The 21,461-nt window shown below is 45.6% G+C and carries 18 protein-coding genes; 6 read left to right on the top strand and 12 right to left on the bottom strand.

Annotated features, from left to right (window positions below):
• Position 1: 1 nt before the first annotated feature.
• The 8 genes from nrfD (NL930_RS11880) to NL930_RS11915 all read right to left on the bottom strand — a co-directional run bounded on the left by nrfD (NL930_RS11880) (position 2) and on the right by NL930_RS11915 (position 11,495).
• On the bottom strand, positions 2-970 hold the full coding sequence (gene nrfD, locus NL930_RS11880; RefSeq protein ID WP_254376809.1) for an NrfD/PsrC family molybdoenzyme membrane anchor subunit: 969 nt from the start codon (positions 968-970) through the stop codon (positions 2-4).
• Positions 967-1,533 (bottom strand): 4Fe-4S dicluster domain-containing protein, encoded by a 567-nt coding sequence (locus NL930_RS11885; protein WP_039672025.1) that lies wholly within the window; start codon positions 1,531-1,533, stop codon positions 967-969. Before NL930_RS11885 ends, nrfD (NL930_RS11880) begins: the two co-directional genes overlap by 4 nt.
• A 2-nt stretch (positions 1,534-1,535) precedes the next feature.
• Positions 1,536-3,800: a thiosulfate reductase PhsA gene (phsA, locus tag NL930_RS11890; protein ID WP_257561100.1), complete on the bottom strand. Its 2,265-nt coding sequence runs from the start codon at positions 3,798-3,800 to the stop codon at positions 1,536-1,538.
• A 74-nt stretch (positions 3,801-3,874) separates the two neighbouring features.
• The gene (locus tag NL930_RS11895) at positions 3,875-6,679 is read right to left on the bottom strand and encodes an EAL domain-containing protein (RefSeq protein WP_254376811.1); all 2,805 of its coding nucleotides are present in this window, start codon (positions 6,677-6,679) and stop codon (positions 3,875-3,877) included.
• A 125-nt stretch (positions 6,680-6,804) separates the two neighbouring features.
• Positions 6,805-7,758 (bottom strand): NrfD/PsrC family molybdoenzyme membrane anchor subunit, encoded by a 954-nt coding sequence (nrfD, locus tag NL930_RS11900; RefSeq protein WP_039672022.1) that lies wholly within the window; start codon positions 7,756-7,758, stop codon positions 6,805-6,807.
• Positions 7,755-8,327 (bottom strand): 4Fe-4S dicluster domain-containing protein, encoded by a 573-nt coding sequence (locus tag NL930_RS11905; protein WP_039672021.1) that lies wholly within the window; start codon positions 8,325-8,327, stop codon positions 7,755-7,757. Before NL930_RS11905 ends, nrfD (NL930_RS11900) begins: the two co-directional genes overlap by 4 nt.
• 15 nt (positions 8,328-8,342) lie before the next feature.
• Positions 8,343-10,634, bottom strand: coding sequence for a thiosulfate reductase PhsA (gene phsA / locus NL930_RS11910; RefSeq protein ID WP_254376812.1), 2,292 nt, complete (start codon positions 10,632-10,634; stop codon positions 8,343-8,345).
• A gap of 396 nt (positions 10,635-11,030) precedes the next feature.
• Positions 11,031-11,495: an SRPBCC family protein gene (locus NL930_RS11915; RefSeq protein ID WP_254376813.1), complete on the bottom strand. Its 465-nt coding sequence runs from the start codon at positions 11,493-11,495 to the stop codon at positions 11,031-11,033.
• A gap of 153 nt (positions 11,496-11,648) precedes the next feature.
• On the opposite strand from NL930_RS11915, the gene NL930_RS11920 reads away from it, so the two are divergent.
• Positions 11,649-12,113, top strand: a complete 465-nt coding sequence (locus tag NL930_RS11920; protein ID WP_254376814.1) for a HEPN family nuclease — start codon at positions 11,649-11,651, stop codon at positions 12,111-12,113.
• A gap of 52 nt (positions 12,114-12,165) precedes the next feature.
• On the opposite strand, the gene NL930_RS11925 is transcribed toward NL930_RS11920, so the two are convergent.
• From NL930_RS11925 to NL930_RS11935, 3 genes are all read right to left on the bottom strand, one after another.
• Entirely contained in the window at positions 12,166-13,824 is a 1,659-nt protein-coding gene (locus NL930_RS11925; RefSeq protein ID WP_254376815.1) for a TIGR01212 family radical SAM protein, read from the bottom strand.
• Positions 13,825-13,854: 30 nt separating this feature from the next.
• Complete coding sequence (locus tag NL930_RS11930) at positions 13,855-14,202, bottom strand: nitrous oxide-stimulated promoter family protein (protein WP_254376816.1); 348 nt, start codon at positions 14,200-14,202, stop codon at positions 13,855-13,857.
• 137 nt (positions 14,203-14,339) lie between these two features.
• Positions 14,340-15,344, bottom strand: coding sequence for a c-type cytochrome (locus tag NL930_RS11935; RefSeq protein ID WP_254376817.1), 1,005 nt, complete (start codon positions 15,342-15,344; stop codon positions 14,340-14,342).
• A 91-nt stretch (positions 15,345-15,435) separates the two neighbouring features.
• On the opposite strand from NL930_RS11935, the gene NL930_RS11940 reads away from it, so the two are divergent.
• From NL930_RS11940 to NL930_RS11950, 3 genes are read left to right on the top strand one after another with little or no spacing between them, the layout of a single operon-like run.
• Positions 15,436-16,410, top strand: a complete 975-nt coding sequence (locus NL930_RS11940) for a cache domain-containing protein (protein ID WP_254376818.1) — start codon at positions 15,436-15,438, stop codon at positions 16,408-16,410.
• A complete protein-coding gene (locus NL930_RS11945) occupies positions 16,407-17,072 on the top strand; it encodes a response regulator transcription factor (protein ID WP_254376819.1) in 666 nt (221 codons plus the stop codon). Before NL930_RS11940 ends, NL930_RS11945 begins: the two co-directional genes overlap by 4 nt.
• Positions 17,053-18,213 carry a cell wall metabolism sensor histidine kinase WalK gene (locus tag NL930_RS11950; protein WP_254376820.1) on the top strand — a complete coding sequence of 387 codons (1,161 nt, stop codon included), beginning with the start codon at positions 17,053-17,055 and terminating at the stop codon, positions 18,211-18,213. The genes NL930_RS11945 and NL930_RS11950 overlap by 20 nt, the downstream gene beginning before the upstream one ends.
• 5 nt (positions 18,214-18,218) lie before the next feature.
• On the opposite strand, the gene NL930_RS11955 is transcribed toward NL930_RS11950, so the two are convergent.
• A complete protein-coding gene (locus NL930_RS11955; protein WP_039672007.1) occupies positions 18,219-18,434 on the bottom strand; it encodes a cold-shock protein in 216 nt (71 codons plus the stop codon).
• Between the two features lie 208 nt (positions 18,435-18,642).
• Between NL930_RS11955 and NL930_RS11960 the strand changes: the two genes are divergently transcribed.
• A complete protein-coding gene (locus NL930_RS11960; RefSeq protein WP_254376821.1) occupies positions 18,643-21,138 on the top strand; it encodes an EAL domain-containing protein in 2,496 nt (831 codons plus the stop codon).
• A complete protein-coding gene (locus tag NL930_RS11965) occupies positions 21,110-21,457 on the top strand; it encodes a DUF309 domain-containing protein (RefSeq protein WP_254376822.1) in 348 nt (115 codons plus the stop codon). The genes NL930_RS11960 and NL930_RS11965 overlap by 29 nt, the downstream gene beginning before the upstream one ends.
• Positions 21,458-21,461: the final 4 nt, after the last annotated feature.

Genomic DNA, 21,461 nt, shown 5'->3' on the forward strand with positions numbered 1-21,461 from the left:
CTTATCCAAGATAGATTTGTCCGGCGTAAATGATGTAATAACGTAGCAATAAAACGCCTAAAAGCACCGCCGTTGCATTGGTTAAAATATACCCCACCCGATAGACGTGGCTTCGTAACGCCAAAATAACCGTCGCAAGCGGCAATAACAACCCGATGCCGATGACTCCGAGCCAAAAGACCAACGCCAATCCGCCGTGGCTCAGTGCCACTTTCGCCACCGACGAAACTTCGCCGCCGCCGTAAAAAAGACCGATGAAAAAGATACCCAAAAGCGGCAATTCGGTCATAATAACCCGCAAATCCAGCACCAAAAGGTACTTGATGCTCTCCGTGTTGATCGTACTTTTAAAAAACACCAATCCGATCAAAATATTCACCGCAATCCCCGAAGAGATACTCGAAGTTAAAAAAACGATCGGTAAGACAGGACTGTTCCACAGCGGAATCGCATACAATGCCGAGAGCAAAAAGCCCGTATAAGAACCTACGCACAATGCCGCCGCCATTAAAAAATATTCGATCGTTTTTGCATACGAGTGCAAACTCTTGACCCATTCGACAAAACTTCCCAAAGGCGAAAGCCATGTGTATTTCACGATCGTCCGTTCAAACACCAAAAGCGTAAAAACCAACACGATCGGCGTGTAAATCAGCAAGAAAAGAACGCCCAAGCTCATAACCGAGAGAGGATTAAAACGAATCAAAAGCCAATAAAACGACAACGGACGCCCTAAATCCGCGACCAATAAAAAAAGTCCCGCTAAAATCGATACGGGAGCGACCAAAGTTCCAGACTTAATCATCGCATCCCAAATCGATGAGTTGCTACGTTCGTGTCGATTCCATTTGACCAGCAACGCAACGATAATCGAGCCCGCGCTAATACCGGCTAAAAAGAGATAAACGGCAATCGCCCACGACCAATGAATCACTTCGTACTGCGCCGTACTTCCCCACATCGGGCTCATACTTTAACTCCTTTGCGTGCGGGGATAAAGCAGACTTTCGGTTTCGTTCCCAAATGCGCTTTGGGAAATAATAGAGTCTCTTTGCGTGAAAGCATCGCAACCGTCGAATTCTCTTGACTCACATCTCCAAAACGTAATGCTTCGGTCGTACAAACGCTGACGCATGCAGGATCTAGCGCTTTTGAAAGCCGGCTATCAAAACAAAACGTACATTTTTCGACCACGTTTTTGAGAGGATTGATAAAGCGTGCATGGTAAGGACACGCCAAAATACAATACTTACATGTAATGCATTGCGACTCGTGAATATGCACCAAACCGTCTTTGCTCTGAAACGACGCTCCCGTAGGGCATACGCTCACGCATGGAGGCTCGTCGCACATCACGCACGAGCGTCTTTCAAAGTGCATTCCAAGGTGCGGAAAAACGCCTTGCGTCGTGACATGGACTTGCAAACGATAAACACCCTCAGGCACGTCGTTCTCCAAACGGCACGCCACATTACAGGCTTGACATCCGATGCAAAGATTTTCGTCGAAAATCAGTCGATACGCTTTTGCCATCGCTATGCCCTCACGATACGAACGCCGGTATTGGTAATCATCGCACCGCAAACAGGCGCGGTTTTTAACGGAAGCAGTTTGGAAGCACTCGATCCTTTACGATCAATCTTAGGCAGTAAAGGTGTTTGCCGTCCAAATCCCATATACAAAAAGAGCGTATCGGGGCGAATGCCTTCGGTAAGAAACACTTTCACCTTCTCTTTGCCGATCTCGTTTTCGATGTAACATGTATCGTTTTGACGCAAACCGTGAGCTTTTGCCGTACTCGGATGCATCCAAAGAGGATTGTCGGACATCAGGGCGTGAAGGTAAGGGACGTTTTGCGTATGTCCGTTGGTATGAATCGCGCTTTTGCCCGAGATCAGCGTATACGGATAGTTTTGTTGCACGTCCATATCGACCGCGCAAGGTACGCCGTATCCCTCAAACGCTTTTTCGATATGCGCGCAAAAGAGCTCGATTTTGCCTGAGGGCGTTTTGCGTCGGCGTTCGAACATCTCTAAGACATGTCTAGGCTCAACGTGTGCATAACGTTCGCAAAAAGCACGGGCACTCGCCTCTTCTCGTAAAAAAAGATGCGGTATCGTCGCTTGAACGTAGCCTCGTTTCACAAGACTTTCCAACAATGCGCTATTGCCTTTGGCTTGGTACGCGCGAAGCTCTTGCATCGTTTTCCACGGATACGCATGCGAAAAACCCAATGCATCGGCTAAGCTTCGAACGATCTCGTGCAAGCTTCGAGTGCGGTGCAGGGGCGTTAGGGCACGATTGCGCATCGTATAGGAAGGAACAAGCCCGTGATGCAGGTGAATACTTTCGTCCCGCTCTAAATAGGTCGATTCGGGTAAAACCACGTCCGCCATCATCGCCGTATCGCTCATGTAAATGTCGTTCACGACGATCAAATCCAACGATGCCATCGCCGTTCTCATTTTTTGCGGATCGGCAACGGTTACCAACGGATTGTGGCGCGTTAAAAACCATCCTTTAATCGCGTAGGGTTGTTGCGTTAAAATCGCGTCCGCAATCGCATTGAGTACGCCGTGCTTTTTCGGAACGAACCGATACGCGCTTCTCTCTTCACCCGCACCGTCGATACGCGCAATGCCGACTTCCGGAGTCGGATAGGGCGATTGCAGTAAAGGAAAAAGCGGCTCTTGAATCAATGCGTTGAGCATTTCGGGCGTTTTTGCAAAGTAGATACCGCCTTTTTTCTCCACGTTTCCCATCAAAACATTGGCGATTAAAATCGCGCGGGTACGCTGAAACTCCGCCGGAGACGTCGTCGCTTTGTGCCCCCAATCAAGTATGCAACGCGGTGCGGCGCGGTAAATTTCGTCCGCCAAACGCTCGATCGTTTTCGCGTCGATTCCGGTGTAACGCTCTTGCCATTGCGGAGTCGTCTCTTTCAAAGAGGCTTTTAAAGCGTCCAATCCAATGCAATAACGCCGGACAAACGCGTGGTCGTATTTAGCGTCTCTGAGCCATACATGTAAAAGGCTTAAGACAAACGCAAGGTCTTGTCCTGCCTTAATCGGATACCACTCGTCCGCCTTGCCTGCCATGATCGAAAACCGCGGGTCTAGCACGATCAATTTTTTGGAAGGGTTTGCCGCAAAACGCGCCATGGCTTTGCTTAAGGGAATGTCTAGCCCTTCAAAGAGGTTATGCCCGAAATTGACGATATAATCGGCATGCTCGAAATCCCGATACGCCCGTTCGCCGAACGTTTGCTCCAAGGCACTCTCAATCGCGATCGGACAAGAACTCCAATGTGAAAACGTATTGGGAGAGCCGTAGTTGGCGGCAAAAGAGGATAAAAGATCGAACGATTCGCCCGTTTTGGACGAAAACAGCATACTCTGTGCACCGTAGTTTTGTTTCAAACGCTGCATCGACGAAGCGACAAACGACAAGGCTTCGTCCCAAGATGCTTCCCTCCAACGGTTTTCCCCGCGTCGCCCGACGCGCATTAACGGCGTCCTCAGGCGGTCTTGATCGTATAACTGCGAAACGCCCGAAAGCCCTCTGGCACAAATACTCGAGTGTATACGTGCATCAAACGCGTTGCCTTGAAGCCATACAGGTTTTTGATCCACCACGCGTACTTCGATAGCGCAACGGCTGCTGCACATTTCACACACGCTTCGCACCCATTTGTCTTCCCCTTTGAGTATGCTTGGCTCCCAAGCGCGGAGACTTCCTTGCATGCTAAGGGCGGCGGTTGAGAATTGAAGGAATCGTCGTCGGGCATAAGACTCTATCACGTATGGCTCGCTTAAAGATTTTTCTCTTACGCAAATGATGTAAGAATTCTGTCTTATTGTAAGGTATTTTCGCTTTAAAGCTCTATAACCCGATGCGGTTTGCTAAAAAGATAGCCTTGAGAAAAGTCGACGTTTAAGCGTTCCAGCTTGGCTTGCACCGTTTCTTTATCCACAAATTCGGCGACGATTTTATAACCCATTTTATGTGCGAACGAGACAATCGTCTCGACCGTCATCTCTTTGGTCGAATCGGTATCAATCTCTTGGATTAACGAGCCGTCAATCTTGATATAATCGATTTTGAGTCGTGCCAAATAGGAAAAATTGGAGTACCCCGTACCGAAATCATCGATAGCGATACGGCATCCTAGTGCTTTTGCCTCTTGAATAAAAAAGCTCATCTCTTCAAAATTGTCGATACCTTCGCTCTCGACGATTTCCAAAATGACCCGATCGCCGCAACCGTATGTGCGAATCGCATCGTACAAACACTCTTTAACCGATACGGAGAGAATATCGCGGACATTGAGGTTCAGCGAAAAAGCGACACCTTTGTCGTGAAGGTAGGCAAAGGATTTTTGAATCATGATTTTCGTCAGCTTTTCGTAAAGCCTCGTTTTTTTGGCTTGTTCCAAGAAATGGTACGGACTTAAGTAACTCCCGTCCTCTTCTTCCAAGCGCATCAGCACTTCGTACTTGGTAATTTTTTTTTGCACGTTGTCGTAAATGCCTTGATAAAACGGTACGATGCGATCGTTTTCGACGGCGTGTTGAATTTTATGAATGATTTGAATATTATGTTTTGTTTTGTCTTTGAGCGTTTCGTTGAGGTTGTACGTCACAATCACCTCATCGCGTTTTTTAGCCTCTTTGAGCGCGATATGCGATTGCATGTAGATATGATCGTCGCATCCCGAAGCGATGCCGACATTCAGGCGCACGACGATTTCATAGCCTTGAATGAGAAAAATATGCTTTTCTAGATAATGAATCATTCGGTAGAGTTTATCGCTGTTTTTATGCTGCCATACGTGATCGTTTTCTTTAATCAGCAAGGCAAATTCATCTCCGTTGATGCGAAAAACGGCGCGGTGTTTTTCCGCAAAGCGTTGATCGAGCAACACTCCGATCTCTTTGAGCAATGCGTCGCCCACGTCGTATCCTAGATAATCGTTGATCTCCGAAAAGCCGATCAGGTTGATGAGCATCAACATCTTTTCGTTCGTATCGCTGCGTATTTCGTTAAAAAGAGCCTGACGGTTGCCAAGTCCCGTCAATTCGTCGATGAGCTGTTCTTGAATGATGCGATCTTTAACGATTTGTTCCGTAATATCCGTGCTACTCGTAATATACTCCATCGTTTGCCCGTGTTCGTTGACGACGGGAACCAAGGTACTTTTGATGTAAAACGTTTCGCCTTGGCGGTTGAGGCATTTTAAAACGCCTTGCCAAATCCGTTGCGATTGAATCGTTTCCCATAGCGTGCTATACGAAGACTCATCGTGTTCGGGATGGCGAAAACGGCTGTGTTTCGTACCGATAATTTCGTCTCGCGTATATCCCGTAGCCGCGCAAAACGCATCATTGACGTAGGTAATGTAGCCTTGCGTATCCATTTTTGAAAAAATAGCACTGTGGTCTAAAACGATTTTATATTGGCGCAGAAAATTGACGCTTTCGTCCAATTCGCATTGCGTCGTATTGACCAAATGCGTTAAAAATTTTAAAACCGAATCCGTGGCGGGGCGAAGCATCGTTTTTTTAAGAGGAACACGGTTTTGGGAAGATTCGCTGAGAGCTAAAATCGTCGTCGTAACGTTTAGCAGATGGTTGGCAATGCAACCGCGAAAAAATTCGCCGTAGGTAAAAAACCCGACCGTAGGAGCGATTTGCTCTAATAATGCCAACTCGTAATGCAGTTGATCTTTTAAAAAATATTTTCGAACGGCACAGGAGTAAATAAACATCGCTTCAATCGTGTTTTCACAAAGGGTTTGTTGCAGTGTTTCGACTTTTTCCATAATCTCTTCGATATTGCCGATCGCAAAGCGTACGCGATCACCCTCGCGAAACTCTCCGGCAAAACGATACGAGCGGTCTTCGTTAACACCCACGATTGAGCGGCACACCTCCACGTTCTCGCTTTGCATGACCAACGGAAACGCGATGGCACTCGCGGGCAATCCTCGAATCATATCGTTGCCCAAATAGTGTCGATAGACCGCTTCGATCGGTTGATGATCGAGTTCGTACAAATCGTTTCCCTTACAGCGCGTAACCGTCATCGTTTTGCCGATTTGCGTCCATCCGAACGAGTAATCTTGACGTACATGTAACATGTCGCCTTCCAAAACCGCCAAAACGACGCCGTGATCTTCAATGCGGTCGGCATGAAACAGATACGTTTGCGTAAAAGTGAAATTATCGGCGGCGTTTCCTCCGGCGACGACGACGTGTGCGGCGGCTTCGCCCAAGGCTTGAATAAACGCCTCGTTCTCCTTACTTTTCAAAGGTTCGGTAAAAGCGATGCAGACTTTCGTCAAAGGCGTTATCGCGCGCGATGCGATTTCATACGCACTTTTTCGATCGGCAACGTCGAGGTAGTAAACGCCGGCGCGTGAAGTTTCCAAAAGGCAAAACGAAAGGACAATCGTTTCTTGGGACGTTTGAGCTCGGTGGATTTCTCCGGCACTCGTCGCTCCGATGACCACGCTTTGCGGTAAACGGGTATGAAGGTAATCTAAAATATTTTGAAGAACGGCGCAATCGTCGCTTCCGCTAAAAAGTTGTATGAAAAGATGCTGATCGGGTTGGAAGCGCGTCTCGACGAAGTTTTGTAAGGTCTTAAAATCATCATAAATAAGAGAGTACAACTTCATGACGATTCCTTTGAAAATAATACGAAAGACGTATTGTATCACAACAAAAGGAAAATCTTACGCTAGGATTGAATAAAGGTACGAAAAAAACCCTTAGAGCCTAACTCTAAGGGTTGACATGTTATTTATCCGACGAAGGTTTGTCCGGCATAAAGCATGTAGTAACGCAGTGCTAAAACGCCCACAAGAACGATAAGGGCGTTAAAGATCACAAAGGCGTGGGAGTGTTTGACTCCGTGAGGCAAAGCAAAGTTCAATCCGATAGGCAAAAGCAAGCCTAAACCGATGACGCCCACCCAAAGAAGGGTCGAAAGACCGCCTGTACTGAGTGCCGCCGCTCCCGCATGTGCCGTTGCGCCTCCTTGGTACATCATTCCCACGAAAAGAATGAAGATGAAAAAGAGTTCTGCAAAGATCACTTTGACGTCCAGTCCGTGCAAATAGCTCACGTTGGCGTCTTTCGTCGAGTGGGTAAAGAACAAAAGTCCGACGACAAGGTTTGCCGAAATACCCGCCGATACGCCCGAAGCCAAAAAGAGTGCCGGAAGCACGGGCGTATTTAAAAGCGGATAACTGTTCATCGCCGAGAGCAAGAAACCGGTGTACGCACCTACGCCCACCGCCAATACAAGCGTAATCGCTTCAAGCGCTTTGCCGTAATTGAGTGCCAAATCTGCAATCGGTGCTAAGAATTTAAACGGTCCATCCACGGCTAACTCTTTTTTGAAAACGCCGAGCAAGAACAAAATGGAAACCGGCATATACGCAAACAAGGCTAAAACACCGATCGTCATGACCGAGCCGAAGTTATAATGAATCAACAATTTCCAAAACATCAACGGTCGGGTAAGATCGAAAATCAAAAGGCACAAACCCGCACCGATCGTAACGGGTGCTAAGATCGCTCCCGCTTTAATAATTCCGTCCCATGGGGAAACATCGTTACCTTTCATCCATTTCACGACGATGGCGGAGATAATCGCACCGGCGGAAAGTCCCGCCAAGAAGAGATAAACCGCGATCGGCCAATGCCATACGACCGTATTGTATTGCTCCATAGAGCCCCAGATTTGATTCATGAGTTGATCCCTCCTTTATGGTTGGGTACGATATACATTTTCGGTTTGGTTCCGAGTCTCTCTTTTTGGCGGTACGTAACGCGTTCGGAGAGCACTTTGTTGATTTTGCTTTTTGGATCTAAAAGATCGCCGAATACCAAGGCTTCGGTCGGACATACCGTGACGCATGCGGGTTCTTCGCCTCGGCTTAAGCGCGATTCGTGGCAGAACGTACACTTATCGGGTGCTTTGGTCACCGGATGGACGTAACGTGCTTGGTAAGGACATGCCGCGACGCAGTAAAGACAACCGACGCACAAGTCGTTATCGACTAAAACGATACCGTCTTCGTTGACATGGGAAGCTTTGGTCGGACAAACGCTTACGCACGGCGTATTTTCGCAATGCACGCACGATTGTCTGTGGTATTCGTAGCCTAAACTTCCGTTAGGATACTCTTCTTGTTTGACCCATACTTGTAAACGGTAAACGGAATCGGGAATTTTATTTTCGGACCTACACGCAACGTTACAGGCTTGACAGCCGATGCATAAATTGTTGTCGTGGACCATTGCATATTTTTTTGCCATTGTTTTCTCCTTACCTTACGCTTTTTTGACTTTAACGCCGACGACGTGAAGGTTCATACCGCTATTGGGCGATACTAACGGCGAATAAAGCGAGTTACTGTTCACGCCTTTGCCGTAAGCTCGTTTTAAATCTTTACTGATATGTCCGAATCCGAAGTACGCAAACACGGTATCTTCGCGCACGCCTTTGGTCACGAGCGCTTTGCCTTTTTGCGTGGCATATTTGTTATACACTTCGATCTTATCGCCGTTTTTAATGCCTAAACGCTCTGCCGTTTTAGGGTGAATCCATACCGCCGCATCGTCTAAAAGATTGTTGAGCCATGCGTTGTTGCCGTTGTGACCGTTGGTGCGAACGGCAGATTTACCGTTGATAAAATAGAGTTCGTCGGCCTCTTTGTATTTGTAAGGCTCGTAATGAAGAGCGCCTTTTTTGGAAACGGTCTCGAGTTCCGGACTGAAAAGTTTGATTTTGTGCGGAAGGTCTATCGTTCCTTCTTCATTGACTTTAGAGGCAGCACTCGGGAATTTTTTCACGAACTCCGCAACGCTTTTCTTATCTTGAAGCAAAAGCGGTACGCCGAAACTCGCACTTCCGGTCGCTTTGAGTTTGGCTAAAAGATCAAGATTGTCGCCGACTTGTTGCAAGCGGTAATCTTCGATGTCTTTGTACGGGAAATAAGCACCTAAGCCCATTTTTTCCGCTAACTCTTTAGCGACTCTCCACCCCGGACGACATTCTCCGATCGGTTCGACCACTTTTTGGCGACCTACGCCGTAGCTTGGGTTTTTACTGCCGCTGGCGGTAAACTCTTCGTCTCGCTCCAAATACGTCGTATCGGGAAGGACGATGTCGGCAAACCATGCGGTATCGGAAACTTGAATATCAAACACGACCACCAAGTCCATCGCTTTGAGCGCTTTGATGACGTTTTCGGTATTGCTTTGTGTCATGACGGGATTGTTACGGGCGATAAACCAACCGTGCAACTTGTATCCCACACCCGGCAATTCGTTGAGTGCGGCATGCGGAACAAGGGTCACGATACCGTTTCCTTTTTTACAAAGGAAAAATTCGCTGTCTTTCTCGCCGATACGGTCGATTCGAGGTACTTCGACTTTCGGATACGCCGGCGTTTTAGGTTTTTTCAACACAGGTGCTTTAGGATCGTTTTCGCCTAAGTATTTGTTGTAAAACGCGGCACTTTTATTGAGATAATAACCGCCTTCTTGTTCTATCGCACCGACCAATGCGTTACACATCATAATCGCGCGGCGAAGTTCCAACTCTTGCGGCGTGAGGGTAACGCGATGGCAAAAGTCGAAAATGGCTTTGGGAGCCGCTTTGGCAAATTCACGCGCCATTCGTTTAATCGTATCGGCGGGAATATCGCACTCAACCGCCATTTTTTCCGGCGTGTATTCGGCGACGCTGGCTTTAAGCTCTTCAAACCCTTCGCAATACTTCTCGACAAATTTTTTATTGTAAAGATTTTCATTGATCAAAACGTTGATAAATGCTAAGACGAAAGGAAGATCGTGTCCCGGTTTGATCGGATGCCATTCGGTGGCTTTCGCCGCCATCGTCGAAAATCTCGGATCGAGTGAAATGACTTTCGCGCCGTGTGCGAGTGCGTCCATATATTGGCGTGCATAAGAGATAACGATACCCTCAAAGACGTTGTGGCTGAGGTTGATAATGTATTTTGCTTTACCGAAGTCACGGCTTATGCCGCCCTCAAACACGTCGTCCATCGCCAAATCGTACGCCAAAGGACAGGTTGCTTCGTGTCCGAAAAGGTTGTGTGAACCGTAGGCTTGTGCTAAATTATGAAACCATGTTTTGTTCCAACCGCTACGTGCGGTAAATGCCACCGTGTGCGCGCCGTATTTTTGTTTGATGTCCTCTAGTTTTTTGGCAATGAAAGTGTATGCTTCGTCCCAACTGACCTCTTTCCACTTTCCTTCGCCTCGCTCACCCACACGCATAATCGGCTTGACCAAACGTTGCGGATCGTAGAGCTGGTTAAATCCCGAACTACCTCTTGCACAGACTTTACCGCCTCGGCTCTTATCGGCGGGATTGCCGCGAATAAACATTCCTTTACCGTCCTCGACACGTGCTTCGATGGTACACGAACTCGTACACATCTCGCAAATGCTCGGGGTAAACTTTGTGTTTCCCTTGTATTGCTTTTTGGCCTCTTCCATCGCTCCGAGCGTGCCGGGAATGCTAGAAAGCCCTGCTACCGCCGCAGCAGTTGAAGAAAGCTTGAGAAAACTTCTTCGACTAAGCATTTGAGTCATCTTTCATCCTTTTCATAAGATTTCATAGTGCAATCTTAGAAAAGCTATGTAAATTTTATGTAAATTTTAATGACGACTTTAATTCATATTTTTTTGTTTTATTTTAAATTAAGAGGCTTTTTGTGGGAATTTGAATAGATGAATGACGTAAAAATAACGTAAATTCTGATATTTTTACGTTTGACATGTAAAGATTAGGGAAACTAGAGGCGGATGTGTGGAGGAGCAAAATCCTTACATGTAAAGATACTTGGGCTAAATTGAGATAAAATTTAATGGGTACTCTTGTATTGCATAGAGCAAAATTAAAAGTTTAACTCTAAGCCAATATGTGTCACGGTTTTCAACTCAGCGCTCAATCCAAACATAAATGCCAAACCCAAAAGAATGATTTTTTCACCCTTGACCCTTACTCACAAAATAGGCTTGTGTCGCCCTATGCCGATAAGCAAACATCGCATCCATATCTTTTTTCAAAAACCAAAAAAGAATACCTCTCAACCAAGAAAGGGGTGGCGAAAAAACAATAGTCTCCTCCATGCGTGTTAATTTATCCTCGACCTTGATAAATTGCCGCTCATGCCTAAAAAAAGCAAAAGGCCCTTTGTTCATCGCATCGACGATGGTATTTGGAGCTGAAAACACAGCGATTTGCATATCCCACCTCGTCGTAAAGCCGAAGCGTTTAATATCCAAAACAACCCTACTTCCTTCACGCAACGGCGTATCCATCGAAACAATGCTAACCTGAGTTGAGCGCGGCGTAATCAGTGAAAGATTGTGCGTGTCCGTGTGAAAACCAAAAACATCTTCAACCGAAGCTTGAAGTAAACAATGATACGTCAATATATATTTTTTCATAAAACAATCATACCCTTTTTACGCATCGTTCGTAGGATAAAATGGCTATTTATTTTTTGGTAAGTGAAAAATCTTTACATGTAAAGGTTTTTAGACAAGATTTAGCTAAAAGTGAATGCATAAAAGTGATGTTTTGATGGGGAGGGTAAAATAATGCAATTTGCAGATGAAAATAATTTTGCCAAAGAATTTTTTGAGAGAACTATTTACAATTTAAACTTATACAACACTCAAAATGCAACATGCAATAATGAGTTTAAATATGAAGTGACTCAACTCATAAACTCTTTATTAGGGCTTATCGTTTTTGTGAAAGAAGAAGGTATATCGTTTGATTCTATACAGCTTTCAGATATAAAGTCAGACGCAGATATGGTATGGAATTATTGCCATCGAGAAGGTGGAAGACTTGAAGAAAAAAATTTCAAAAATTTTTTACGACATATCAGAAATGCAATTGCACATAAAAGATTGTCTATAAAATCAAGCAATACAAATGAAATTAGCTCTATCGTTTTCAAAGATAAAGACCAAAGAAATCATTTTGAAGTTGAACTCAGTGTTGATGAACTCAAAAATCTTGTTTTAAAGCTATCCCAATGCATAGAACAAAACTAATGTCAACGTTTATACGATTAAGATAGGAGAATAGGGGGTCCGAACTAAACTTTTAACTTTTGCCTTTACATGTCAAGACTTTTTGACGTTCGCTTTCTATCATTTTATCGCTCCAAACGCCGTAAGGATCGCGGTACGGCTCTTTGACATGTAAGGATTTTGAAACCTTTGAGAGCGTAGCGACGACACCCTTGATGTCGCTGTTTTCGTCATTGGCGATTTGCACGTCAAAGCCTGCGAGCGTGAGTCCCGCTTGGCTGACATGTAAAGCGGTGGAGGCGACCAAAATGCCATCTAGTTTGAGCCGTTTTCGCAGGTTTTGGAAAAATTCTAACGTCACAAGCGTAGCGTTATTGCTCTCGATAAACGGGTCTAAAAAGATGACGTCGAAGCACTCGTCCAAACGCGTCATCGCATAACGTGCTTCGGCGTTGAGAAATTCAACCTTCGTAAAATCGCCCTCATAGCGTTGATCCGTCAAAAGCGACTCCAGCAATTGTACATGTAAGGCATCCGAAACAACCTTGGCACTTTGGCTCAACAGCAGACGATCGTGGTCGATCGCCTTGACATGTAAGGTGTGTTTTCTGAGGATTTGTGCTACTTTAAGAGCTTCAAGCGTGTTGTACCCCATCCCAAAACCGATCTCCAATAACCTTACGTCGCCTTGTTCCAGCCGCTTTTTTAAACACGATTTTTCCAAAAAAAGCCTTTGCGCTTGAGCGTACGCACCCGCTTTAGGATGGTAATAATCACGGTACATTTCGTTCCAAAAAGTCGTACTTCCGTCTTTTAAGTCTATTTTTTGCGGTATTACACTCTTTGGTGCGCTTTGGTTTTCGATGCGATCGCCTTGAGAGATTCCGCGATACCGCATCGTTTGAGCGACGTATTCACTAAATTGCCCCTTTGCCATATGCCATTTTGGAGCGACCAATTCGCGCTCGGGCGTGTCGGTGGCAAGGCGCACGATCGGTATAGACGAAGGCACGTAACGAAGCAACTCGATCAAGGCTTCGGCATACGCGTATTCGTTTAAAAGCGTGAAGGGCTCTTGAGCATATTGGCGCGCCAAATCGGTATTTTTGATGACATGTAGGTTGTGAAATTTAATCCCAGCAATGTGCTCGTCGACCACGCCTCGAACGCTTTCGCGCCACATCTCGGGCGTTTCGTTCGGAAGCCCTACGATCAGGTGCGCATACGTTTTTAACCCTTTGGCGCGTAAACGCCTTATCGCATCCAAAGAGCACGCGGCGTTATGCCCGCGATTGAGACTTTCAAGCGTCACATCGTGCAAACTTTGAACGCCAAGCTCCACGACCACGTCGATCGTTCGGTTGAGCTCGCTCAAATAGGCTAACGTCGCCTCGCCCAGACAATCGGGTCTGGTTCCGACATGTAAAGCTCGAAAAGGGTATAGCGAAAGCAAGGCGGCGTAGGTCTCTTTTTGCCGAATCAACGAGACAAAAGTGCCCGTGTAGGCTTGAATGTAAAGGGCAAACGCTTGGGCGTTGTAACGTTTTTTCGCAAAAGCAAGCGCTTTTTGTATCTGCTCTTCGACACTTTTGGCATCGGCGATTTGAGCCGCGCGACTTCCGTGTTCGGGGCAAAACGAGCAGCCGCCGCTTCCGTCTTTTTCGCGATTAGGGCAACCAAATTCCACATTGACGGGAATAGTGTACAACGCTTCGCCGTAGCAAGCGCGCATAGACGCTTTATGGCTTAAATACGGAAGCATTTACTTGAAAAGAAATTGGCGCATCTTGGTCAATCCCAAACGCATACCGCTGTAACGCATAATCTTCGCCATCTTTTTCCATATCAGTTTTTCATAGCACGGATTGAGGCATTTGCGGCAACTGGGTTTGGGCTCTTGCGTGCAGTTTCGAAGTCTCTCATAGGCGTACAGAAAAAGCGTTTCGCACTCTTCGCACAAACGATACGGCACTTCGCATACGTTCTCTTCGTGAAAACGAACCTGTAACGTACCCTCTTTTTTAGGAACGTCGTTGTGTTCTTTATCGCAATGCAGTTCTAAAAAACGGTGCAGGGTTTGGCTATCGCTAGCAAGTTTATCGCGCGTCATGATCTCTCTTTGCATATAAAAATAGGTGCTCTAGCAAAAAGCAATAGTATCACAAAATCATTAACGCGGCGTTCTCTTTTGAACTTAACGGCTCTTTTTAAAAAAAGAGCGACCTAAATCGCCCTTTTTCGGAAAGATTACTCGGCTTTTTTCGCGGGAATTATAATGCCTTGGTACGGTCCAAATTTATGTTGATGGCGATTTTTTCCGTCATCGTACGGTCCAACGTCGCTATCGGGCACTTTAACTTTTAAATCGGGAAAATCTTTTTCGCGGTTGGCTTTAATATCGCGCGGTTTATCGTAGTTGTTAATGTACGCCGCAACGTTATACGCCTGTTCGTCGGTTAAAACGCGATTATGATTGTCCGCGCCTAAAGGCATATTGGCAACGATCCAGTCTGCCGCACGAAGCACGCGGTACATACCCGCACCCGTATTGTAACTGTCTTTGCCCCAAAGCGGCGGATACTCGTAACCGTTGGCTTTGCCTTCGCGTTTCACGCCTTGCCCGTTATCGCCGTGGCATGACGCACAATACTCTTGATACACTTTTTCGCCTTTGACCGGATCGGCGGCTTGCTTCATGACCATTTTACGATCTACCTGAGGAAATTCCGCTCCTTCGACCTTAGCACCGACGGGAATGCCTTGTCCTAACCAGTACATGTACGTTACGATCGCACGCATCTCTTTGCCGTTTTCGGGAAGCGGCTTTCCGTTCATACTGCGTCCCATACAACCGTTGACGCGCTCTTCGATGCTACCGATCGTCTCGTCGCGATTGCGGTATTGAGGGAAGTTGGCGAATGTCGCCATAAACGGAGCCGACCATCGTTTCGTACCGGCTTCTTGATGGCATGACGAACAGGCGAGGTTATTGCCCGCATAGCGCATTTTTGGGTCACTCACTTCCGGTCCGATGTATTTGTACGTTTCATGAACGAGAGCCTTACCGTAACGAACGGTATCGCCGAATAAATTGTTAGGAATCGTACTTTCATCCGGTGCCTTCCAATCTTTGACGACGACGGGTTTAAATCCTTTGTCGGCACGTTTATTGAGTTCGCCTACGTCCAATGCAAAAAGCCCGCTTGCATACGTTAACGCCAATGCCGCCGAAACTAAAGATAATCTTTTCATTTCTGCCTCCTTTTAAATTTTTAGACTATCGTAATCATAAACATTTATCGTCAATTTATCGTCAAAAACGCTCAGAGCGTTTTTCGGTATAATGCTTTTCATCTTTATAACAAAAGGAGATGCCATCAAAACCGTTCGCATTTACGCCCTTTTGTTAGCACTTTTTAGCCTATCGATGCTCATCATCGGCTTTTTAATTTATCGAACCAACCACAACCTTTACGTCGAAGACGCCAAAAACAGCGTTGAAAGCGTTTTAAATCTCACTCAAGAACTGATCTCTCATAAAAAACAACTTGCCCTCAGCGTGGCGTTGATGCTTTCCCAAAATGAAGCGATCAAAGAAGCCTATCGGCACGAAGATCGGCATGCGCTTTTTACCGTTATTAACCAAGAGATTGTCAAGACGAAGCAGTACCTTCAAATGGAGCATATGGAAGTCCAGTTTCATACCAAAGACGCCAAAGCGTGGGTCAGGAGCTGGGATTATGAAGATTACGGTAACGAACTTGCCTCATGGCGCAAAGGCATTGCCTTGCTTCATCAAACGCAAACGCCTTTGGTCGCGATCGAACTTGGAAAACGCCTCAATATCAAAGCATTGACGCCGATTTTCGATCGGGGCGTTTTTATCGGCTCGCTGGAGGTCATTTTAGGCTTTGAAGAGATCGCGCAAAACCTTAAAAATAAAAAAATCGATTTTGTGGTTTTGATGCACCGCGATTTCTTGGAAATCGGTTCATGGATGAAAGATTTGGAACAAATCAACGATTTCGTCGTCGTGAATAGCAGTTGCCCCGCTTCGTGCCACACCGCTTTATACACCATCGCGACGCCCGAAACGTTGGATAAGGGATTTGCGCGCATCGACGGTATGTTATTCGGATTTACGCCGCTTTTTGACATCGAATCCAAACCCATCGGTTACGTCGGCGTTTGGTTTGACGAGTCGCTGCTCAAAGACTCCCTACTCTTGCGCGCGACGCTAGCCCCGCATCCGCAAAGCATGCATACCAAAACGCTGATGCCCTCCTCCCAAACGACGCAAGAGGTTTTAATCCGATGAAAATTTTACTGCTTGAAGACGACTATGCCTATAAAGAGAGCATTCAAGACTCCCTCGAAGAGATGGGCTACGCCGTAGACGCGTTTGAAGACGGACAAAAAGCGTTGGACGCACTGTTTGAAAACCGGTACCATCTGGCACTTTTAGACATTCGCGTTCCCCACGTCGACGGCTACGAGATTTTAAAACAGATTCGCAAAGCTAAACTCGATCTGCCGATTATTTTTATCACGTCGCTCACCGACATCAACAACCTCAGCCTCGGTTATGAGCTCGGATGTAACGACTATATCCGAAAACCTTTTTCGCTCAAAGAGCTTCAATACCGCGTTACGCAGGCTTTAAACGCCTACCATATGCGAACGACCCTAGACATCACACTTTGCCACGGTTTTAGCTATCGCTTGGAAGATCAATCGTTATGGTTTGACGCGATGCAGATTCCGCTGACGCAATACGAGAAAAAACTCCTCTTTTTGCTGGTCAAGAACCGTGGTAATTATATCTCGACCGAAAACATTCATGCCTACGTATGGGAAAACAAAGCTGTAGGCGACAACGACATTCGTATGCTGGTCAAAAAGTTGCGCGACAAAACCGACAAAGAGCTCATCGTAACCGCCAAAGGCATAGGATATAAAATTGAAAAATGCCACGCATAACGTCCTTATCTTTGCCCTTGCCGTCACGTTTTTAACGCTTTTGGTCGTGTTGTTTCCGACGCTCAATTATCTCTCCGCTTCGTTACGTCTTTCGCAATTCAACCAAGAACGCGAATTACGGCTCTATGCCAAAGAGGTCGAAAAAAGCATTTACGCTATTTCTCCGATGCAAAAAACCTTTATTTTTCCGCGTTCGATTCTTTACAAAGGGGCACTTCTCGATGCTTCCAACCGTATCGTATTTTCGTTGATTGAAGAGCCGATTCCCCTCTTTGAAGACGCTTTTTACAAAAGCGGCCAGTCGCTCTTTTACAAACAAACGTTACTGGACAATCCTTTACATGTCAGCTTTCTCGTCGTGCAAAAAGAGCTTTCGTACTCGCAGGTTATTTTTGATAGTTTGATTATGATCGGCGTGGTATTGGCGGGAATGTTCGTAATTTCGTTTTTGCTGATGAAGATGCTTTTAAAACCCTACATCGAAACCTCCGCTCGTATGAACCTCTTTTTTACCGACGTGATGCACGAACTTAAAACGCCTTTAGGCATCATGCAACTTAATATCGAAGGACTAACCAGCAAATACAAAGACAAACGCCTCAGTCGTTCTTTAGCCGCACTCTCGACGCTTGCGACGCTTTATGACGATTTGGAGTACCTCATCAAAAATAAAACCATCACCTACACGCACGAATATCTGGATTTTTCGATTTTTTTGGAAGATCGTATCAGCTACTTCGAATCCCTCGCCGCGTCCAAAGAGATTACGCTCTTAGCGACGATCGCTACGGAACTATTTATTACGATGAACCGTATCGAATTACAACGCCTCATCGACAACAACCTTACCAACGCGATTAAATATTCCCATCCCAAAAGCACGATCGAGATTTTTCTTTATCCCTGCGAAGAGGGTATCGTTTTTGAAGTGAAAGATTACGGTATCGGTATTAAAGAGATCGATAAGATTTTTACGCGTCACTATCGAGGGGATATTTTTAAAGGCGGATTCGGAATCGGTTTGAGTATTGTGAAAAGTATTTGCGATAAATATGACATTGCGATCAACGTCGAATCAAAAATGGGAGAAGGGAGTCGATTTTCGTATCGATTTTTAAAGAGGGAATCGCTTCCCTCTTAAAAGGCTTACAGACCTGTAACGTTCTCGGCTTGTGGACCTTTTGGACCTTCACCTAGTTCGTAAGTTACTTTTTGACCTTCGGCCAAAGATACACGACCGTAACCGGTTCTGTTTACTTGGCGAAAGTGTACGAATACGTCTTTGCTGCCATCATTTGGTTGGATAAAACCAAAACCTTTTTCGTTGTTAAACCATTTAACGGTTCCCTCTAATAAAGCCATTCTAAGCTCCTATGTAAAATACACTCCCTCACGGCAGTGGTTGAAAAGTAGAAAATTGAGTATTTTTGGAGTGTTTTAGAGAGCTTTCGAAGAGCCGTGACACAAAACCTACCAAAGATGAACTCGAACCTCATCTTTCTAGAAAAATAGTTTATCTTATTTTTAAAAATAAAGCAAATTTAAACACACGATTCACTATACTCTTTGCATGAAACTGACAAAAACCTATACACTTTACACTTTTCTCATCTTAGTATTGACCGTTTTGCTGATGATGGGCGTATGGTTTGGCATCAAAACGGACGAACATCGAAACATTTTAAAAGAGCAGTGGAGTGCTTTTGAGAGGTATCAAAGCGTTTTGGAACTCGAAAGCCGTTTGATTCGTAAAACCGTCTGCGATTATGCGGCATTAGAGGCGCTTCAAGCTTTTATCGTTTCCAACGATACGGCATGGGGACATTCCCATTTGGAACCTCTTTTAAAACGTTTGGACGTCGACGCGATTTTACTTTTTAATGCACGTAAAGAGTTGATTTACCGCTTCGATACGTCAGTTACCTATACGATACCCGATTTGCATCGTTTTTCAACTCCCATGCCTGCTTTCAAAGAATTTTTTTCATTAGACGCGCAAACGCGACTTAACCAATATTTTTTAGCGCCCCTTTACGCTCACAATGCCTCCGATGAACACCCTATCGGTTTTTTCATGATCGTACGGCAATGGGATCAGGCATTTTCCCATGAAATCGCTAAATTGACGCGCGCTCAAACCGCGATTATTCCTCCCTTGAGCGACAAAGAACAACTCGAAATGCCGTTTTTGCTTCCTTTAAAAGCCTTAGACGACACGACGGTCGGCTTTTTGCGCTTTGAGTATCTTCCCTCGGCATTGCTTTTTATGACGGAACTTCAAACCGTTTTATTTACGGCGGGATCGGTGATTCTTCTTGTAGCATTTTTCCTTTTTTTCCTTCTAACGCGCAAAACGTTTTTCATTCCGATTCGCTATCTTTCCAAAGCACTTAAAACAAAACGTTACATGTACATTGCCGCACTTTCAAAACAAAAGCACGAACTCGGCGAAATCGCACGGCTGATCGTCGAACACGACCAGCAATCCCTCCACCTCAACCGCTATACCGAAGCCGTCGATGAAATAGCCATCGTCTCCAAAACGACACCCAAAGGCATTATTACCTACGTGAACGACGCTTTCGTGAACATTTCGGGCTATACTAAAGAAGAGCTGATCGGAAAACCTCACAATATCGTACGTCACCCCGACAACCCTCCTCAATTTTTTTACGACATGTGGCAAACGCTTAAACACGGACGTACTTGGAAAGGTATTTTGAAAAATTTACGTAAAAACGGGCAAACCTACTACGTCAAATCTGCCATCATACCGATGCTCAATGCTAAAGGCGAGGTCGAGGAGTTTATTGCGATTCGCTACGATATTACGGACCTTTTCGAACAAATGGAGCATCTCAAAAAAGAGAACGTTTTGGATCTTCCAGGACGTAAAATGCTTTTTGAATCCGTCGAGCAATGCCTCGATCCTCATCTTGCCATTTTAAATATTTGCGGCTTTCGCGATATTAACACTATGCACGGACAAGCGTTTGGGGACTCGGTTCTGCAACTTCTCTGTTTTAAAATCAAAACGGCACTGACGCAATGTTTTCAACTTTTCTACCTTCAAAGCGATGAATTTGCCCTTTTATGTTGCAAAAATCTTTCTTACGACGATTTTCTCCAAAAATGCGACACTTTGTTGACACGCCTGAACGACGAAGGACTCATCATCGCAGGCAAGCACTATGCGATCACGCTTCGTATGGGCATCGCCAACGGTGTCGATTATACCTACAATCGAGCGGAAATCGCTCTGGAAGAGGCGCGTAAAAGCCACAAAGCTTTAGTCGTCTACGACGATAACGAGGGGTTTTCCAAAAAACTTCAAGGCGACATCGAATGGAACGAAACGCTACGCGATGCCTTAATACACAACCGCTTTACCGTCTTCCTCCAAGAAATCGTTCCTTTAAACGATACGGCAGAGCGAAAAAAATACGAAGTGTTGATCCGACTTATTGACCACAACGGAACGATTATCGCGCCGTTTCACTTTTTGGATTTGGCAAAACGTATGCACGTCTATCACCAACTAACGCGCTTTGTGATTCAAGAAGCGATCCAAGCGGCATTAGAACTTCATTGCGACGTCTCGATCAATCTTGCCAAAGAAGATATTCTCAACGTTGAAATCGCTTCGTTTTTGCTATCGACGCTCCACTACTATCCAATGCTGAAAAAGCGTATTACGATCGAATTACTGGAGAGTGAGGGGATCGAGAATTCGCCCGAAGTCAAAGCTTTTCTGCAAACGGCGCGGGCAGAGGGGTGTTTACTGGCAATCGACGATTTTGGCTCCGGATATTCGAATTTTGAATACCTCTTACAACTTCAAGTAGACTTTATCAAGATCGACGGTTCGTTGATTAAGAACATCGATACGGATAGCAATGCCTACGAAACCGTCAAAGCCATCGTCACGTTCGCCAAAAGCTTGGGCATTCAAGTCGTTGCGGAATTTGTTCATAAACACGAAGTCTTAACGCGCGTGAAAGAGTTAGGCATCGACTTTGCACAAGGATATTATCTGCATGAACCCGCCCCCAAAACCAAACTCTAAAGTATACGAAGCGTTAGAACGCTTTTTGATCGTCGTCGAAAACGAAGATTTTGTCGAAGGACATGAGGTTTTAGAGCCTTCGTGGCATGCTTTTAAAAAACTTCCCGAATCGCTCAACGATGCTTTTATTTTAAAAGGATTGATTAACGGTGCTACGGCATTGGCATTGGCGAAAAAAGGCAAAATTGAGGGAGCCAAGCGCGTTTGGACGACGTTTGAGAAATACGCCCCGCTGATTGAGCTCTCTACTTCGGAACTAACGCCCTACTATCGCCAAGCATGTCGCTTACTGCAACATAAAAAACGTTTTGACATGTAAGGCT

It is taken from the genome of Sulfurospirillum sp. hDNRA2, from assembly GCF_024206095.2.
In the GTDB taxonomy this organism is placed as follows: domain Bacteria; phylum Campylobacterota; class Campylobacteria; order Campylobacterales; family Sulfurospirillaceae; genus Sulfurospirillum.

Coding starts and splice junctions, on each gene's coding strand:
- nrfD (WP_254376809.1), bottom strand. CDS start 970: ATGAGCCCGATGTGGGGAAGTACGGCGCAGTACGAAGTGATTCATTGG.
- NL930_RS11885 (WP_039672025.1), bottom strand. CDS start 1,533: ATGGCAAAAGCGTATCGACTGATTTTCGACGAAAATCTTTGCATCGGA.
- NL930_RS11895 (WP_254376811.1), bottom strand. CDS start 6,679: ATGAAGTTGTACTCTCTTATTTATGATGATTTTAAGACCTTACAAAAC.
- nrfD (WP_039672022.1), bottom strand. CDS start 7,758: ATGAATCAAATCTGGGGCTCTATGGAGCAATACAATACGGTCGTATGG.
- NL930_RS11905 (WP_039672021.1), bottom strand. CDS start 8,327: ATGGCAAAAAAATATGCAATGGTCCACGACAACAATTTATGCATCGGC.
- phsA (WP_254376812.1), bottom strand. CDS start 10,634: ATGACTCAAATGCTTAGTCGAAGAAGTTTTCTCAAGCTTTCTTCAACT.
- NL930_RS11915 (WP_254376813.1), bottom strand. CDS start 11,495: ATGAAAAAATATATATTGACGTATCATTGTTTACTTCAAGCTTCGGTT.
- NL930_RS11920 (WP_254376814.1), top strand. CDS start 11,649: ATGCAATTTGCAGATGAAAATAATTTTGCCAAAGAATTTTTTGAGAGA.
- NL930_RS11925 (WP_254376815.1), bottom strand. CDS start 13,824: ATGCGCGCTTGCTACGGCGAAGCGTTGTACACTATTCCCGTCAATGTG.
- NL930_RS11930 (WP_254376816.1), bottom strand. CDS start 14,202: ATGACGCGCGATAAACTTGCTAGCGATAGCCAAACCCTGCACCGTTTT.
- NL930_RS11935 (WP_254376817.1), bottom strand. CDS start 15,344: ATGAAAAGATTATCTTTAGTTTCGGCGGCATTGGCGTTAACGTATGCA.
- NL930_RS11940 (WP_254376818.1), top strand. CDS start 15,436: ATGCTTTTCATCTTTATAACAAAAGGAGATGCCATCAAAACCGTTCGC.
- NL930_RS11945 (WP_254376819.1), top strand. CDS start 16,407: ATGAAAATTTTACTGCTTGAAGACGACTATGCCTATAAAGAGAGCATT.
- NL930_RS11955 (WP_039672007.1), bottom strand. CDS start 18,434: ATGGCTTTATTAGAGGGAACCGTTAAATGGTTTAACAACGAAAAAGGT.
- NL930_RS11960 (WP_254376821.1), top strand. CDS start 18,643: ATGAAACTGACAAAAACCTATACACTTTACACTTTTCTCATCTTAGTA.
- NL930_RS11965 (WP_254376822.1), top strand. CDS start 21,110: ATGAACCCGCCCCCAAAACCAAACTCTAAAGTATACGAAGCGTTAGAA.